This is a genomic window from Bacillus sp. SYZHCR11 (genome assembly GCF_057196865.1).
Window position 1 is genome coordinate 20752 of sequence record NZ_JBXUND010000006.1, and the last position, 16952, is coordinate 37703.

At 45.3% G+C, this 16952-nt stretch carries 15 protein-coding genes; all 15 read left to right on the plus strand.

Features of this window, described 5'->3' with window-relative positions:
• Positions 1 to 13 precede the first annotated feature (13 nt).
• The 15 genes from rpoB to rplV all read left to right on the plus strand — a co-directional run bounded on the left by rpoB (position 14) and on the right by rplV (position 16950).
• Positions 14 to 3595, plus strand: coding sequence for a DNA-directed RNA polymerase subunit beta (gene rpoB, locus AC2CGA_RS18160; RefSeq protein WP_003156440.1), 3582 nt, complete (start codon positions 14 to 16; stop codon positions 3593 to 3595).
• Between the two features lie 62 nt (positions 3596 to 3657).
• The gene (gene rpoC, locus AC2CGA_RS18165) at positions 3658 to 7257 is read left to right on the plus strand and encodes a DNA-directed RNA polymerase subunit beta' (RefSeq protein WP_003156441.1); all 3600 of its coding nucleotides are present in this window, start codon (positions 3658 to 3660) and stop codon (positions 7255 to 7257) included.
• A gap of 168 nt (positions 7258 to 7425) precedes the next feature.
• A complete protein-coding gene (locus AC2CGA_RS18170; RefSeq protein WP_003156443.1) occupies positions 7426 to 7674 on the plus strand; it encodes a 50S ribosomal protein L7ae-like protein in 249 nt (82 codons plus the stop codon).
• 115 nt (positions 7675 to 7789) lie between these two features.
• The gene (gene rpsL / locus AC2CGA_RS18175; protein ID WP_003156445.1) at positions 7790 to 8206 is read left to right on the plus strand and encodes a 30S ribosomal protein S12; all 417 of its coding nucleotides are present in this window, start codon (positions 7790 to 7792) and stop codon (positions 8204 to 8206) included.
• 40 nt (positions 8207 to 8246) lie between these two features.
• Complete coding sequence (rpsG, locus tag AC2CGA_RS18180) at positions 8247 to 8717, plus strand: 30S ribosomal protein S7 (protein WP_003156447.1); 471 nt, start codon at positions 8247 to 8249, stop codon at positions 8715 to 8717.
• Between the two features lie 52 nt (positions 8718 to 8769).
• On the plus strand, positions 8770 to 10848 hold the full coding sequence (gene fusA, locus AC2CGA_RS18185) for an elongation factor G (RefSeq protein WP_007410399.1): 2079 nt from the start codon (positions 8770 to 8772) through the stop codon (positions 10846 to 10848).
• Between the two features lie 119 nt (positions 10849 to 10967).
• Complete coding sequence (gene tuf / locus AC2CGA_RS18190) at positions 10968 to 12158, plus strand: elongation factor Tu (protein ID WP_003156451.1); 1191 nt, start codon at positions 10968 to 10970, stop codon at positions 12156 to 12158.
• 103 nt (positions 12159 to 12261) lie between these two features.
• Positions 12262 to 13227 (plus strand): alpha/beta fold hydrolase, encoded by a 966-nt coding sequence (locus tag AC2CGA_RS18195; RefSeq protein WP_024084801.1) that lies wholly within the window; start codon positions 12262 to 12264, stop codon positions 13225 to 13227.
• 248 nt (positions 13228 to 13475) lie between these two features.
• On the plus strand, positions 13476 to 13784 hold the full coding sequence (rpsJ, locus tag AC2CGA_RS18200; RefSeq protein ID WP_003156464.1) for a 30S ribosomal protein S10: 309 nt from the start codon (positions 13476 to 13478) through the stop codon (positions 13782 to 13784).
• A gap of 39 nt (positions 13785 to 13823) precedes the next feature.
• Positions 13824 to 14453, plus strand: a complete 630-nt coding sequence (gene rplC, locus AC2CGA_RS18205) for a 50S ribosomal protein L3 (protein WP_003156465.1) — start codon at positions 13824 to 13826, stop codon at positions 14451 to 14453.
• Positions 14454 to 14480: 27 nt separating this feature from the next.
• Positions 14481 to 15104 (plus strand): 50S ribosomal protein L4, encoded by a 624-nt coding sequence (gene rplD / locus AC2CGA_RS18210; protein WP_003156466.1) that lies wholly within the window; start codon positions 14481 to 14483, stop codon positions 15102 to 15104.
• Positions 15104 to 15391 carry a 50S ribosomal protein L23 gene (gene rplW / locus AC2CGA_RS18215; RefSeq protein WP_003156467.1) on the plus strand — a complete coding sequence of 96 codons (288 nt, stop codon included), beginning with the start codon at positions 15104 to 15106 and terminating at the stop codon, positions 15389 to 15391. Before rplD ends, rplW begins: the two co-directional genes overlap by 1 nt.
• A gap of 31 nt (positions 15392 to 15422) precedes the next feature.
• On the plus strand, positions 15423 to 16256 hold the full coding sequence (rplB, locus tag AC2CGA_RS18220; protein ID WP_484480265.1) for a 50S ribosomal protein L2: 834 nt from the start codon (positions 15423 to 15425) through the stop codon (positions 16254 to 16256).
• Between the two features lie 57 nt (positions 16257 to 16313).
• Positions 16314 to 16592, plus strand: coding sequence for a 30S ribosomal protein S19 (gene rpsS, locus AC2CGA_RS18225; protein ID WP_003156472.1), 279 nt, complete (start codon positions 16314 to 16316; stop codon positions 16590 to 16592).
• Between the two features lie 16 nt (positions 16593 to 16608).
• Positions 16609 to 16950, plus strand: a complete 342-nt coding sequence (gene rplV / locus AC2CGA_RS18230) for a 50S ribosomal protein L22 (protein ID WP_003156475.1) — start codon at positions 16609 to 16611, stop codon at positions 16948 to 16950.
• Positions 16951 to 16952 lie beyond the last annotated feature (2 nt).

Genomic DNA, 16952 nt, shown 5'->3' on the forward strand with positions numbered 1-16952 from the left:
AGGGGTGAATCAGTTGACAGGTCAACTAGTTCAGTATGGACGACACCGCCAGCGCAGAAGCTATGCTCGCATTAGCGAAGTGTTAGAATTACCAAATCTCATTGAAATTCAAACCTCTTCTTATCAGTGGTTTCTTGATGAGGGTCTTAGAGAGATGTTTCAAGACATATCACCAATTGAGGATTTCACTGGTAACCTCTCTCTAGAGTTCATTGACTACAGTTTAGGAGATCCTAAGTATCCCGTTGAAGAGTCAAAAGAACGTGATGTGACTTACTCAGCTCCGCTAAGAGTGAAGGTTCGTTTAATTAACAAAGAAACTGGAGAGGTAAAAGACCAGGATGTCTTCATGGGTGATTTCCCTATTATGACAGATACCGGTACTTTTATCATCAACGGTGCAGAACGTGTTATCGTATCTCAGCTTGTTCGGTCTCCAAGTGTATATTTCAGTGGTAAAGTAGACAAAAACGGTAAAAAAGGTTTTACCGCGACTGTCATTCCAAACCGTGGCGCATGGTTAGAATACGAAACTGATGCGAAAGATGTTGTGTATGTCCGCATTGATCGCACACGTAAGTTGCCGGTTACGGTTCTTTTGCGTGCTCTCGGCTTCGGTTCCGACCAAGAGATTCTCGATCTCATTGGTGAGAACGAATATCTCCGCAATACACTGGATAAGGACAACACCGAAAACAGTGACAAAGCGCTTCTTGAAATCTATGAGCGCCTTCGTCCCGGAGAGCCGCCTACAGTAGAAAACGCAAAAAGCTTGCTGGATTCCCGTTTCTTCGATCCGAAGCGATACGACCTTGCGAATGTAGGACGCTATAAAATTAATAAAAAGCTTCATATCAAGAACCGCCTGTTTAACCAGCGCCTTGCAGAAACACTGGTGGATCCGGAAACCGGTGAAATTCTCGCTGAAAAAGGGCAGATTCTTGACAGAAGAACACTTGATAAAGTATTGCCATACTTAGAAAATGGAATCGGCTTCAGAAAACTTTATCCTAACGGCGGCGTTGTCGAGGATGAAGTGATGCTTCAATCCATTAAAATCTATGCTCCTACTGATGCAGAAGGAGAGCAGACGATCAATGTGATCGGCAATGCTTACATCGAAGAGGCGATTAAAAACATTACGCCTGCTGATATTATTTCTTCTATCAGCTACTTCTTCAACCTCCTGCACGGAGTGGGCGACACTGATGATATCGACCATCTCGGAAACCGCCGTCTGCGTTCTGTAGGTGAGCTCCTGCAAAACCAATTCCGTATCGGTTTAAGCCGGATGGAACGTGTCGTACGTGAAAGAATGTCTATTCAAGACACGAATACAATTACGCCGCAGCAGCTGATTAACATCAGACCTGTTATTGCGTCTATTAAAGAGTTCTTCGGAAGCTCACAGCTTTCTCAATTCATGGATCAGACGAACCCGCTTGCTGAATTGACGCACAAACGCCGTCTGTCAGCTCTCGGACCGGGCGGTTTGACGCGTGAGCGCGCAGGTATGGAAGTACGTGACGTTCACTACTCTCACTACGGCCGTATGTGTCCGATTGAAACGCCTGAGGGCCCGAACATCGGTTTGATCAACTCATTGTCATCATTTGCGAAAGTAAACCGCTTTGGTTTCATTGAGACGCCATACCGCCGCGTTGATCCTGAAACAGGAAAAGTAACGCCTAGAATCGACTACCTGACTGCTGATGAAGAGGATAACTATGTCGTAGCCCAAGCGAATGCTAAGCTGAGCGATGACGGTTCTTTCTTGGATGACAGCATCGTAGCGCGTTTCAGAGGGGAAAACACCGTTGTAGCCCGCAACCGCGTGGATTACATGGACGTATCTCCTAAACAGGTTGTTTCTGCTGCGACAGCATGTATTCCGTTCTTGGAAAACGATGACTCGAACCGCGCCCTTATGGGAGCGAACATGCAGCGTCAGGCTGTGCCTTTGATGCAGCCGGAAGCTCCGATCGTCGGAACGGGTATGGAATACGTATCCGGTAAAGACTCCGGTGCAGCCGTTATTTGTAAACACCCCGGTATCGTAGAACGGGTGGAAGCGAAAAACGTATGGGTGCGCCGCTATGAAGAAATTGACGGCCAAAAAGTAAAAGGCAACCTGGATAAGTACAGCTTGCTGAAATTTGTCCGCTCCAACCAAGGTACGTGCTACAACCAGCGTCCGATCGTCAGTGTCGGCGATGAAGTAGTCAAAGGAGAAATCCTTGCTGACGGACCTTCAATGGAGCTTGGTGAACTTGCTCTCGGCCGCAACGTAATGGTCGGCTTCATGACATGGGACGGTTACAACTATGAGGATGCCATCATCATGAGTGAACGCCTTGTGAAAGATGATGTATACACATCTATTCACATTGAAGAATATGAATCAGAAGCACGTGATACAAAGCTTGGGCCGGAAGAGATCACCCGCGATATTCCAAACGTAGGGGAAGACGCGCTTCGCAACCTTGATGACCGCGGAATTATCCGTATCGGTGCGGAAGTCAACGACGGAGACCTTCTCGTAGGTAAAGTAACGCCTAAAGGTGTAACTGAGCTTACGGCTGAAGAACGCCTTCTTCATGCGATCTTTGGAGAAAAAGCGCGTGAAGTCCGTGATACTTCTCTCCGTGTGCCTCACGGCGGCGGCGGAATTATCCACGACGTAAAAGTCTTCAACCGTGAAGACGGCGACGAACTTCCTCCGGGAGTGAACCAGCTTGTACGCGTATATATCGTTCAGAAACGTAAGATTTCTGAAGGTGATAAAATGGCCGGACGTCACGGAAATAAAGGGGTTATCTCGAAGATTCTTCCTGAAGAAGATATGCCTTACCTTCCTGACGGCACGCCGATCGATATCATGCTTAACCCGCTGGGTGTACCATCACGTATGAATATCGGTCAGGTATTAGAACTTCACATGGGTATGGCTGCCCGCTACCTCGGCATTCACATCGCGTCACCTGTATTTGACGGCGCGCGTGAAGAAGATGTGTGGGAAACACTTGAAGAAGCAGGCATGTCAAGAGACGCTAAAACAGTTCTTTATGACGGCCGTACGGGAGAACCGTTCGACAACCGTGTATCAGTCGGAATCATGTACATGATCAAACTGGCACACATGGTTGACGATAAACTTCATGCCCGTTCTACAGGTCCTTACTCACTTGTTACGCAGCAGCCTCTCGGCGGTAAAGCCCAATTCGGCGGACAGCGTTTCGGTGAGATGGAGGTTTGGGCGCTTGAAGCTTACGGCGCAGCTTACACGCTTCAAGAAATCCTGACTGTGAAGTCCGATGACGTGGTCGGACGTGTGAAAACATATGAAGCCATCGTCAAAGGCGACAATGTTCCAGAGCCTGGTGTTCCGGAATCATTCAAAGTATTGATCAAAGAGCTTCAAAGCTTAGGTATGGACGTAAAAATCCTCTCAGGCGATGAAGAAGAAATAGAAATGAGAGATCTAGAAGACGAGGAAGATGCGAAACAGGCTGACGGCCTTGCATTATCAGGTGATGAAGCGCCGGAAGAAACAGCATCTCCAGACGTTGAACGTGACGCAGTAACGAAAGAATAGTCTCTGATTGATAAAGGCAAGTGACATCGGTTAATCCGAAGATAAAAAGGGAGGTAGGCCCCTTGCTAGATGTGAACAATTTTGAGTATATGAACATCGGTCTTGCTTCACCGGATAAAATCCGTTCATGGTCTTTTGGTGAAGTGAAAAAGCCTGAAACGATAAACTATCGTACGTTGAAACCTGAAAAGGACGGCCTGTTCTGCGAACGCATTTTCGGACCGACTAAGGACTGGGAATGTCATTGCGGCAAGTACAAGCGGGTTCGTTATAAAGGCGTAGTTTGTGACCGTTGCGGAGTTGAAGTAACGCGGGCTAAAGTCCGTCGTGAGAGAATGGGGCATATTGAACTGGCTGCCCCGGTTTCTCACATTTGGTATTTCAAAGGTATTCCGAGCCGTATGGGTCTTGTATTGGATATGTCACCGCGTGCGCTGGAAGAAGTTATTTACTTTGCTTCTTACGTCGTAACTGACCCGGCCAATACACCGCTCGAAAAGAAACAGCTTTTATCTGAAAAGGAATACCGTGCGTATCTGGATAAGTACGGTAACAAATTCCAAGCCTCTATGGGTGCGGAAGCCATTAATAAACTTCTGCAGGACATCGACCTTGTCAAAGAAGTTGATATGTTAAAAGAAGAGCTGAAGACTTCTCAAGGACAGCGCCGTACACGTGCGATCAAACGCCTTGAAGTGCTTGAAGCCTTCCGTAATTCAGGAAACAAGCCGTCTTGGATGATTCTCGACGTGCTTCCGGTTATTCCGCCTGAATTAAGACCGATGGTTCAGCTTGACGGCGGACGTTTCGCAACGTCTGACCTGAACGACCTTTACCGTCGTGTCATCAACCGTAATAACCGTTTAAAACGTCTGTTAGACCTCGGCGCGCCAAGCATCATCGTTCAGAACGAAAAACGTATGCTTCAGGAAGCAGTCGACGCTCTGATTGACAACGGACGCCGCGGCCGTCCGGTTACCGGACCGGGTAACCGTCCGCTTAAATCTCTTTCTCACATGCTGAAAGGGAAACAAGGGCGTTTCCGTCAGAACCTTCTCGGTAAACGTGTAGACTACTCAGGCCGTTCCGTTATCGTCGTAGGTCCGCATCTGAAAATGTATCAGTGCGGTTTGCCGAAGGAAATGGCGCTTGAGCTCTTCAAGCCTTTCGTCATGAAAGAGCTTGTTGAAAAAGGCCTTGCTCACAATATCAAGAGCGCAAAACGCAAAATCGAACGCGTGCAGCCTGAAGTATGGGATGTACTTGAATCTGTCATTAAGGAGCATCCGGTCTTACTGAACCGTGCCCCTACTCTTCACAGATTAGGTATCCAGGCTTTCGAACCGACGCTTGTTGAAGGACGCGCCATCCGTCTTCACCCGTTAGTATGTACAGCTTATAACGCTGACTTTGACGGTGACCAAATGGCGGTTCACGTACCTTTATCAGCTGAGGCTCAAGCTGAGGCGCGCATTCTGATGCTTGCGGCCCAAAACATCTTGAACCCTAAAGATGGTAAACCGGTTGTTACGCCGTCTCAGGATATGGTATTAGGAAACTACTACCTGACGCTTGAGCGCGCCGGAGCAGTCGGCGAGGGTATGGTTTTCAAAAATACGGACGAAGCGCTTCTTGCTTATCAAAACGGTTATGTTCACCTTCATACGAGAGTAGCTGTTGCAGCGAACTCCCTTAAGAATGTGACATTTACTGAAGAACAGCGTTCAAAATTGTTAATTACAACTGTCGGTAAGCTCGTCTTCAATGAAATTCTTCCGGAATCATTCCCTTACATGAATGAACCAACGAAGAGCAACATTGAAGAGAAGACACCTGACCGTTTCTTCTTAGATAAAGGTGCTGACGTAAAAGCTGTGATTGCTGAGCAGCCGATCAACGCACCGTTTAAAAAAGGTATTTTGGGTAAAATCATCGCGGAAATCTTTAAACGATTCCATATCACGGAAACGTCTAAAATGCTTGACCGCATGAAAAACCTTGGTTTCAGATATTCAACGAAAGCCGGCATCACAGTAGGGGTTTCTGATATCGTCGTTCTCGATGATAAACAGGAAATCCTTGAAGAAGCACAAAGCAAAGTAGATAATGTTCTGAAACAGTTCAGACGCGGTTTAATCACCGAAGAAGAACGTTATGAAAGAGTCATTTCAATTTGGAGTTCAGCGAAAGATGTTATCCAAGGCAAACTGATGAAATCATTAGACGAAGTCAACCCGATCTACATGATGAGTGATTCAGGAGCCCGTGGTAACGCATCTAACTTTACACAGCTTGCGGGTATGCGCGGTCTGATGGCCAACCCGGCTGGACGAATCATTGAATTGCCGATTAAATCAAGTTTCCGTGAAGGTCTGACAGTATTGGAGTACTTTATCTCCACTCACGGTGCGCGTAAAGGTCTTGCCGATACCGCCCTGAAAACAGCTGACTCAGGTTACCTTACACGCCGTCTTGTTGATGTTGCGCAGGATGTTATCATTCGTGAAACAGATTGCGGAACAGACCGCGGTATTCTTGCAAAACCGCTCAAAGAAGGCACGGAAATCATCGAGCGTCTGGAAGAGCGTCTGATCGGACGTTTCGCCAGAAAACAGATCAAACATCCTGAAACGGGTGCTGTGCTCATTAACGAAAATGAATTGATCGATGAAGATAAAGCGCTGGAAATCGTTGAAGCCGGAATCGAAGAAGTGTGGATCCGTTCTGCGTTCACATGTAACACTCCTCATGGTGTATGTAAACGATGCTACGGACGAAACCTTGCAACCGGAACTGATGTTGAAGTCGGCGAAGCAGTAGGTATTATCGCCGCTCAATCTATCGGTGAGCCTGGAACACAGTTAACGATGCGTACGTTCCACACAGGCGGGGTTGCCGGAGACGATATCACACAAGGTCTTCCGCGTATCCAAGAGCTTTTCGAAGCGCGTAATCCGAAAGGTCAAGCGACGATTTCTGAGATTGACGGTACAATTGCCGAAATCAATGAAGTCCGCGACAAACAGCAGGAGATTGTTGTTCAGGGCGCTGTTGAGACCCGTTCATACACGGCACCTTACAACTCACGCCTGAAAGTGACTGAGGGTGATCAGATTACCCGCGGTCAAGTGCTGACGGAAGGTTCAATCGATCCGAAAGAACTTCTTAAAGTCACTGACCTGACAACGGTTCAGGAATATCTTCTGCATGAGGTTCAGAAGGTTTACCGTATGCAGGGGGTTGAAATCGGCGATAAACACGTAGAAGTAATGGTTCGCCAGATGCTTCGCAAAGTCCGTGTAATCGATGCCGGAGATACTGATGTTCTCCCTGGCACATTGCTTGATATTCACCAATTTACAGAAGCGAACAAAAAAGTGCTGCTTGAAGGCAATCGACCTGCTACAGGCCGTCCTGTCCTTCTCGGTATCACGAAAGCTTCACTTGAGACGGATTCATTCTTGTCTGCCGCATCATTCCAGGAAACAACACGCGTTCTTACAGATGCTGCGATTAAAGGCAAGCGTGATGAACTTCTCGGCCTGAAAGAGAATGTCATCATCGGTAAACTGGTTCCGGCCGGTACAGGTATGATGAATTACAGAAAAGTAAAACCTGTTTCAAACGTTCAGCCTTCGGAAGATATGGTTCCGGCTGAATAACAGAAACTGCTGCAGGAAAGGCTGTTTCGACAGCTTTTCCTCAGTATTACAATTATTCTGGCGGGGGACTGCACTAAAAAATGTCATACGTTGTTGACATCCGTCCCGCAGAGTGATAATATAACCAAGGTGCTCGAAATAAAACCTGTTACTTTGGAGGATATGTTTATGTCTTATGATAAAGTATCACAGGCCAAATCAATTATTATTGGTACGAAGCAAACAGTGAAAGCTCTAAAACGAGGTTCAGTGAAGGAAGTCGTCGTGGCAAAAGACGCGGATTCAGTTCTTACGGCTGGGGTTATCCAGCTTGCAAAGAACCAAAATACCGCTGTCTGTATGGTGGATTCCATGAAAAAGCTCGGCAAAGCCTGCGGAATTGAAGTGGGAGCAGCAGCTGTTGCCATTATGTTATAGCGTACTTTTTGTTTTTATATAAGATATCAATCTTATGTAAAGACATTGTTTTTTGCCTAATGATGAACCACCTGGGTATGTGGGTTATAAAACGTAATGAAGGGAGGAACACAACATGCCTACAATTAATCAGCTAATTCGCAAGGGACGCGTGAGCAAAGTTGAAAACTCTAAGTCACCTGCACTAAACAAAGGATACAACAGCTTTAAAAAAGAGCACACTAACGTATCTTCTCCACAAAAACGCGGGGTATGTACTCGTGTCGGTACAATGACACCGAAAAAACCGAACTCAGCACTTCGTAAATATGCTCGTGTTCGTTTGACTAACGGAATCGAGGTTACTGCCTACATTCCTGGTATCGGTCACAACCTGCAAGAGCACAGCGTTGTACTGATCCGCGGCGGACGTGTAAAAGACTTACCGGGGGTACGCTACCACATCGTTCGTGGCGCGCTTGATACTGCCGGAGTTGAAAACCGTGCGCAAGGCCGTTCTAAATACGGTACGAAACGTCCTAAAGCAAAGTAATAATAATAAATCATTAAAACTATGAAGGGAGGATATTCAGATGCCACGTAAAGGTCCTGTAGCAAAAAGAGATGTTTTACCTGATCCGCTTTACAACTCTAAGCTGGTATCCCGCCTGATCAACAAAATGATGATCGACGGTAAAAAAGGTAAATCTCAAACAATCCTATACAAGTCATTCGATATCATTAAAGAACGCACTGGCAATGATGCAATGGAGGTTTTCGAACAAGCATTGAAAAACATCATGCCTGTACTTGAAGTAAAAGCACGCCGTGTAGGTGGAGCTAACTACCAAGTGCCTGTAGAAGTTCGTCCTGAACGCCGTACAACTCTTGGTCTTCGCTGGTTGGTTAACTATGCGCGTCTTCGCGGAGAAAAAACAATGGAAGAGCGCCTGGCTAACGAAATTCTTGATGCAGCTAACAACACTGGTGCTGCCGTTAAGAAACGTGAAGACACTCACAAGATGGCAGAAGCGAACAAAGCATTTGCTCACTACCGCTGGTAGGATTCATATAATCAAAATAATAATTCCCTAATAAGGAAGGAGAAATTACCCAATGGCAAGAGAGTTCTCCTTAGAAAAAACTCGTAATATCGGGATCATGGCTCACATCGATGCCGGTAAAACGACTACTACAGAACGGATCTTGTTCTACACAGGCCGTATCCACAAAATTGGCGAAACTCACGAAGGTGCTTCGCAAATGGACTGGATGGAGCAGGAACAAGAACGCGGTATCACAATCACTTCTGCAGCAACGACTGCACAGTGGAAAGGTTACCGTGTAAACATCATCGATACACCGGGACACGTAGACTTCACAGTTGAAGTTGAACGTTCACTCCGTGTACTTGATGGTGCGGTTGCCGTACTTGATGCTCAATCAGGTGTTGAGCCTCAGACAGAAACAGTATGGCGCCAAGCAACAACTTACGGAGTACCGCGCGTTGTATTTGTCAACAAAATGGACAAAATCGGCGCAGACTTCCTTTACTCTGTAGGCACTTTAAGAGACCGTCTTCAAGCTAACGCTCACGCAATTCAATTGCCGATCGGCGCTGAAGACAACTTCGAAGGTATCATCGACTTAGTAGAAAACGTTGCGTATTTCTACGAAGATGACCTTGGAACTCGTTCAGATGCGAAAGAAATCCCTGAAGAGTACAAAGAGCAAGCTGAAGAGCTTCGCAGCAGCCTGATTGAAGCTGTAGCTGAGCTTGATGAAGAGCTTATGGAAAAGTACCTTGAAGGTGAAGAAATCACTATCCCTGAACTGAAAGCTGCTATCCGTAAAGGTACACTGAATGTTGAATTCTACCCTGTACTTGTTGGTTCTGCTTTCAAAAACAAAGGTGTTCAGCTTGTACTTGATGCTGTTCTTGACTACCTTCCTGCGCCAACTGATGTTGCTGCAATCAAAGGTGTACGTCCTGATACAGATGAAGAGATCGTTCGTCATTCTTCTGATGAAGAGCCGTTCTCTGCACTTGCATTTAAAGTTATGACTGACCCTTATGTCGGTAAGCTGACATTCTTCCGCGTATATTCCGGTACACTTGATTCCGGTTCATATGTAAAGAACTCTACAAAAGGCAAGCGTGAGCGCGTAGGACGTATCCTTCAAATGCACGCTAACAGCCGTGAAGAGATCTCTACTGTTTACGCTGGAGACATCGCAGCTGCTGTAGGTCTAAAAGATACTTCTACTGGAGATACTCTATGTGATGAAAAGGATCTTGTAATCCTTGAATCAATGGAATTCCCAGAGCCTGTTATCGACGTAGCGATTGAGCCTAAATCAAAAGCTGACCAAGATAAAATGGGTATCGCTTTAGCGAAACTTGCTGAAGAAGATCCTACATTCCGTACACAAACTAACCCTGAAACGGGTCAAACAATCATCTCTGGTATGGGTGAGCTTCACCTTGATATCATTGTTGATCGTATGAAGCGTGAGTTCAAAGTTGAAGCTAACGTTGGTGCTCCTCAAGTTGCGTACCGTGAGACATTCCGTACCGGTGCAAAAGTTGAAGGTAAATTCGTACGTCAATCAGGCGGACGCGGTCAGTTCGGTCACGTTTGGATCGAATTTGAACCGAACGAAGAAGGCGCTGGCTTTGAATTCGAAAACGCAATCGTCGGTGGTGTTGTTCCTCGTGAATACATCCCAGCCGTACAAGCAGGTCTTGAAGACTCTCTTGAAAATGGTGTCCTAGCCGGATTCCCGCTAATCGACATCAAGGCGAAACTTTTTGATGGATCTTACCATGATGTTGACTCAAACGAAATGGCGTTTAAAGTCGCTGCTTCTATGGCATTGAAAAATGCAGTCAGCAAATGTAACCCAGTTCTTCTTGAACCAATCATGAAAGTTGAAGTTGTTATTCCTGAAGAATACATGGGGGACATCATGGGTGATGTTACTTCTCGTCGCGGACGCGTAGAAGGTATGGAAGCTCGCGGTAACGCTCAAGTTGTGCGTGCGATGGTACCTCTTGCTGAAATGTTCGGTTACGCTACTGCCCTTCGTTCTAACACGCAAGGACGCGGTACGTTCACAATGTTCATGGATCACTACGAAGAAGTGCCGAAGAGCATCGCTGAAGAAATTATCAAAAAAAATAAAGGCGAATAATTGATTTTGCCACTTAACTCAAGTATAACTACTATTGTAAGATGAGGAAGTGAGAGCTTGCTTTCACTTTCTATCACTCTATACATTACTAATTAAAAGCTCTTAAGGAGGATTTTAGAATGGCTAAAGAAAAATTCGACCGTTCCAAATCACATGCCAATATCGGTACAATTGGACACGTTGACCATGGTAAAACAACATTAACTGCTGCTATCTCAACAGTACTTCATAAGAAATCTGGTAAAGGTACAGCTATGGCGTACGATCAAATTGATGGTGCTCCAGAAGAACGTGAGCGCGGTATCACAATCTCTACTGCACACGTTGAGTACGAAACTGACACTCGTCACTATGCACACGTTGACTGCCCAGGACACGCTGACTATGTTAAAAACATGATCACTGGTGCTGCGCAAATGGACGGAGCTATCCTTGTAGTATCTGCTGCTGATGGCCCAATGCCACAAACTCGTGAGCACATCCTTCTTTCTAAAAACGTTGGTGTACCATACATCGTAGTATTCCTTAACAAATGCGACATGGTAGACGACGAAGAGCTTCTTGAGCTTGTTGAAATGGAAGTTCGCGATCTTCTTAGCGAATACGACTTCCCTGGTGATGATGTACCAGTTGTTAAAGGTTCTGCTCTTAAAGCTCTTGAAGGCGATGCTGAGTACGAAGAAAAAATTCTTGAACTTATGGCTGCAGTTGATGAGTACATCCCAACTCCAGAACGCGACACTGAAAAACCATTCATGATGCCAGTTGAGGACGTATTCTCAATCACTGGTCGTGGTACAGTTGCTACTGGCCGTGTAGAACGCGGACAAGTTAAAGTCGGTGACGAAGTTGAAATCATCGGTCTTCAAGAAGAAAACAGCAAAACAACTGTTACAGGTGTTGAAATGTTCCGTAAGCTTCTTGACTACGCTGAAGCTGGAGACAACATCGGTGCACTTCTTCGCGGTGTAGCTCGTGAAGACATCCAACGTGGACAAGTACTTGCTAAACCAGGTACAATCACTCCACACAGCAAATTCAAAGCTGAAGTTTACGTTCTTTCTAAAGAAGAGGGTGGACGTCATACTCCATTCTTCTCTAACTACCGTCCTCAGTTCTACTTCCGTACAACTGACGTAACTGGTATCATCAATCTTCCAGAAGGCGTAGAAATGGTTATGCCTGGAGATAACACTGAAATGATCGTTGAACTTATCTCTACAATCGCTATCGAAGAAGGAACTCGTTTCTCTATTCGTGAAGGCGGACGTACAGTTGGTTCAGGCGTTGTTTCTACAATCACTGAGTAATCGACTCGTTCAATAATGCGGGGTCCCTTATGGGGCCTCGTTTTTTTGTTTCCCTGCTGATTCCATGTATAATAGAACGTATACAAATTTTAGGAGCAGACCGATGAACGATAACTTCAAGAAAACCAATCGTATTTCAATGCTTCAGCAATTGCAGATTAATGGCAGTGAACAAACCATTATGATTAATGGTGATGACAGGAGTAGTCCGCTGCTTTTGTTTTTGCATGGCGGTCCCGGCACGCCTCAAATCGGTTATGCGAGAAAATACCAGAATGAGCTGGAAAAGCATTTCACCGTTGTGAACTGGGATCAGAGAGGGGCGGGTCTCTCTTATTCAAAGGAAATTCCGGGTTCATCTATGACTTTGGATCAGCTGACAGCTGACACCATTCATCTGACCGAACGCTTATGCAAGCAATTCAGCAGGAGAAAAATATATATCGCCGGCTATTCGTGGGGTTCAGTTTTGGCGCTTCAAGTTCTTCAAGAGAAACCTGATTTGTATTATGCGTATATCGGTATCAGTCAGGTGGTTAATATTCAAAAGGAAGAAACGGAAGCCTACCGGTTGATGATGGAATGGAGCAGGCAACACAAACATATCCTGCTGGGCAAGACGCTGAGCTTTATCGGAGCACCTCCATGGGAGAAACAGCTGCAGCGAACGCTGTTTCTGCTTTGTATTGAAATGAGGGGAGGGGGCTTTACCCATCATCCGATCGGCGCTCTTAAAGCAGGGGGGCGAATGCTGTTTGGTGAACCGTACGGTGTGAGAGGGAGCTTCTTAGCCGCGCGGGGACAAATGTTCAGCCTGAAACACCTGTGGGAGGATCTCATTTCCTTTGATGCAGGGGAATCAGTTTCTTCTATTGTAATACCGTGCTGTTTTATGTCAGGGAGATACGATTTGACGGTTCCGGGGACGACGTCTTATGAATATTATCAGAAGGTTGATGCGCCGTATAAAGAATGGCATTGGTTTGAGAACTCAGCCCATTCGCCTCACTTGGAGGAACCGGATCGCTTTGCCGAAGTTGTCAGCCGGTTCGCATCGTTCCATCTCTGAAAGAAAACAGTCATATCCTTGATTAATCATGGTATCACCTGTATAATAATCAAAGTGTGAAAACCACAAGGTTCTTTAAATAAACCTTGCAACATGCGTCTATTTTCTGTATAATAGTGTATGTTGGTCTTTGACTGCGATGAAGTGAGAGGTTGCTGACACACCCGGCCGCTTTGCCATGGCAAGGTGATCAGGTTTTTCTCACGGAGAACTGTCTAACGTGATGTAGGCGAAAAGGAGGGAAAATAATGGCAAAACAAAAAATTCGTATTCGTTTAAAAGCATATGATCATAGAATCCTTGATCAATCTGCAGAGAAGATTGTTGAAACGGCAAAACGTTCTGGTGCCAGCGTATCTGGTCCGATTCCGTTGCCAACTGAAAAATCAGTTTACACAATCCTTCGTGCGGTGCACAAATACAAAGATTCTCGTGAGCAATTTGAAATGCGTACACATAAACGTTTAATCGACATTGTGAACCCAACACCACAAACTGTTGATGCTCTCATGCGATTAGACTTACCATCTGGTGTCGATATCGAAATCAAACTTTAATTCTAAAATATAGAATGATCTTAATAGGAGGTGTGACGAATGACCAAAGGAATCTTAGGAAGAAAAATTGGTATGACGCAAGTATTCGCAGAGAACGGTGATCTTATCCCGGTAACTGTTATTGAAGCAGCTCCAAACGTTGTTCTTCAAAAGAAAACAGCTGAAAATGATGGCTATGAAGCGATCCAGCTTGGTTTTGACGATAAGCGCGAAAAGCTTTCAAACAAACCGGAAAAAGGACACGTTGCAAAAGCGGAAACTGCTCCTAAGCGCTTCGTTAAAGAATTACGCGGCGTGGATATGGATGCGTATGAAATTGGTCAGGAAGTCAAGGTTGAAATTTTCTCTGCAGGAGAAATCGTAGATGTAACAGGAGTATCTAAAGGTAAAGGTTTCCAAGGTGCAATCAAGCGCCACGGACAATCTCGCGGACCTATGTCTCACGGTTCACGCTACCACCGTCGTCCTGGTTCAATGGGACCTGTAGATCCTAACCGTGTATTCAAAGGTAAACTATTACCTGGACGCATGGGCGGAGATCAAATCACTGTCCAAAACCTTGAAGTCGTAAAAGTAGATGCTGAGCGCAATCTTCTTTTGATTAAAGGTAACGTACCTGGTGCGAGAAAAGCTTTAATCACTGTTAAAAGTGCTGTTAAATCTAAATAAGTCTCTTAGGAAAGGAGGAAATTGATCATGCCAAAAGTAGCATTATACAACCAAAACGGTTCTACTGCTGGTGATATCGAATTAAACGCTTCTGTATTTGGAATTGAGCCAAATGAGAGCGTAGTATTCGACGCTATTCTTATGCAAAGAGCTTCCTTACGTCAAGGATCTCACAAAGTAAAAAATCGTTCTGAAGTACGCGGCGGAGGTCGCAAACCATGGCGTCAAAAAGGTACAGGTCGTGCCCGTCAAGGTTCAATCCGTTCACCGCAATGGCGCGGAGGTGGTGTCGTATTCGGCCCAACACCACGCAGCTATTCTTACAAATTACCTAAAAAAGTTCGCCGCTTGGCAATCAAATCAGTATTGTCTTCTAAAGTGAACGACAACAACATTATTGTTCTTGAAGATCTTACTCTTGATACGGTTAAAACAAAAGAAATGGCAGCTGTCCTTAAAGGATTATCTGTTGAGAAAAAAGCTTTAATCGTAACTGCGGATGCAAACGAAGCAGTATCTCTTTCTGCACGCAACATCCCTGGAGTTACAGTTGTTCAAGCTAACGGAATCAACGTGTTAGACGTTGTCAACCACGAGAAGCTTCTGATTACAAAAGCTGCGGTTGAAAAAGTAGAGGAGGTGCTTGCATAATGAAAGATCCTCGTGATGTTCTTAAGCGCCCCGTCATTACTGAACGTTCTGCTGATTTAATGACTGAAAAGAAATATACTTTTGAAGTTGATGTAAGAGCTAATAAAACAGAAGTGAAAGATGCAGTTGAAAGTATCTTTGGAGTGAAAGTTGACAAAGTCAACATCATGAACTACAAAGGGAAATCAAAACGTGTCGGCCGCTATACTGGTATGACTAGCCGTCGCAGAAAAGCGATCGTAAAACTTACTGCAGACAGCAAAGAAATCGAAATTTTTGAAGCTTAATTATCTGTAAAAAGAAGGAGGGAAATTCAAAATGGCGATTAAAAAGTATAAACCGACCTCTAACGGACGTCGTGGCATGACAACTTCAGATTTTGCTGAAATCACGACTGACCAGCCGGAAAAATCCTTGCTTGCGCCCCTTCACAAAAAAGGCGGACGTAACAATCAAGGTAAATTGACTGTACGTCACCAAGGTGGCGGACACAAACGCCAATACCGTGTTATCGACTTCAAACGCGATAAAGATGGTATACCTGGACGCGTTGCTACAGTTGAGTACGATCCAAACCGTTCAGCTAACATTGCACTAATCAACTATGTAGACGGAGAAAAACGTTACATTCTTGCACCAAAAGGAATTCAAGTAGGTACTGAAATCATGTCCGGCTCTGAAGCTGACATCAAAGTAGGTAACGCACTTCCGCTTATCAACATCCCTGTTGGTACAGTTGTGCATAACATTGAATTAAAACCTGGTAAAGGCGGACAGCTTGTACGTTCAGCTGGTACATCTGCTCAGGTTCTTGGTAAAGAAGGCAAATACGTTCTTGTCCGTCTTAACTCTGGTGAAGTTCGCATGATCCTTTCTGCTTGCCGCGCTTCTATCGGTCAAGTAGGTAACGAGCAGCACGAACTTATCAACGTTGGTAAAGCAGGACGCTCTCGCTGGAAAGGCATCCGCCCTACAGTCCGCGGTTCTGTAATGAACCCTAACGATCACCCGCACGGTGGTGGTGAAGGTCGCGCGCCAATCGGACGTAAATCACCAATGTCTCCTTGGGGCAAACCGACTCTTGGATTCAAGACACGTAAGAAAAAGAACAAATCTGATAAATTTATCGTACGTCGTCGTAAAAATAAATAACGGGGTTGTCTACGGTTCATTTCGGACCGTAGTGCAATCACGAAGGGAGGTTCCAAAATGGCTCGCAGCTTGAAAAAAGGACCATTTGTCGATGGACACTTGATGACAAAAATCGAGAAATTAAATGAAACGGACAAGAAACAAGTTGTAAAAACTTGGTCTCGCCGTTCAACTATTTTCCCACAATTTATCGGTCACACTATCGCAGTATATGACGGACGTAAACACGTGCCTGTATTCATTTCTGAAGACATGGTAGGCCACAAGTTGGGCGAATTCGCACCGACTCGTACTTACAAAGGCCACGCCAGTGACGATAAAAAAACAAGACGCTAAGAGAGGAGGCTTTTAAATGCAAGCTAAAGCTGTTGCAAGAACAGTCCGTATTGCTCCTCGTAAAGCACGTCTAGTAATGGACCTGATTCGAGGTAAGCAAGTAGGCGAAGCAGTATCTATCTTGAACCTAACTCCGAGAGCTGCTTCTCCGATCATCGAAAAAGTTTTAAAATCTGCTATCGCAAATGCTGAGCACAACTACGAGATGGACGCTAACAATCTGGTTATTTCTCAGGCATTTGTTGACGAAGGCCCAACGTTAAAAAGATTCCGCCCGCGTGCTATGGGACGTGCGAGCCAAATCAACAAACGTACGAGCCACATTACAATCGTTGTATCAGAAAAGAAGGAGGGATAAGT

Bases quoted from the DNA above. Each gene is read 5' to 3' on its own strand.
- AC2CGA_RS18170 (WP_003156443.1), top strand. From the start codon at position 7,426: ATGTCTTATGATAAAGTATCACAGGCCAAATCAATTATTATTGGTACG.
- rpsL (WP_003156445.1), top strand. From the start codon at position 7,790: ATGCCTACAATTAATCAGCTAATTCGCAAGGGACGCGTGAGCAAAGTT.
- rpsG (WP_003156447.1), top strand. From the start codon at position 8,247: ATGCCACGTAAAGGTCCTGTAGCAAAAAGAGATGTTTTACCTGATCCG.
- fusA (WP_007410399.1), top strand. From the start codon at position 8,770: ATGGCAAGAGAGTTCTCCTTAGAAAAAACTCGTAATATCGGGATCATG.
- tuf (WP_003156451.1), top strand. From the start codon at position 10,968: ATGGCTAAAGAAAAATTCGACCGTTCCAAATCACATGCCAATATCGGT.
- AC2CGA_RS18195 (WP_024084801.1), top strand. From the start codon at position 12,262: ATGAACGATAACTTCAAGAAAACCAATCGTATTTCAATGCTTCAGCAA.
- rpsJ (WP_003156464.1), top strand. From the start codon at position 13,476: ATGGCAAAACAAAAAATTCGTATTCGTTTAAAAGCATATGATCATAGA.
- rplC (WP_003156465.1), top strand. From the start codon at position 13,824: ATGACCAAAGGAATCTTAGGAAGAAAAATTGGTATGACGCAAGTATTC.
- rplD (WP_003156466.1), top strand. From the start codon at position 14,481: ATGCCAAAAGTAGCATTATACAACCAAAACGGTTCTACTGCTGGTGAT.
- rplW (WP_003156467.1), top strand. From the start codon at position 15,104: ATGAAAGATCCTCGTGATGTTCTTAAGCGCCCCGTCATTACTGAACGT.
- rplB (WP_484480265.1), top strand. From the start codon at position 15,423: ATGGCGATTAAAAAGTATAAACCGACCTCTAACGGACGTCGTGGCATG.
- rpsS (WP_003156472.1), top strand. From the start codon at position 16,314: ATGGCTCGCAGCTTGAAAAAAGGACCATTTGTCGATGGACACTTGATG.
- rplV (WP_003156475.1), top strand. From the start codon at position 16,609: ATGCAAGCTAAAGCTGTTGCAAGAACAGTCCGTATTGCTCCTCGTAAA.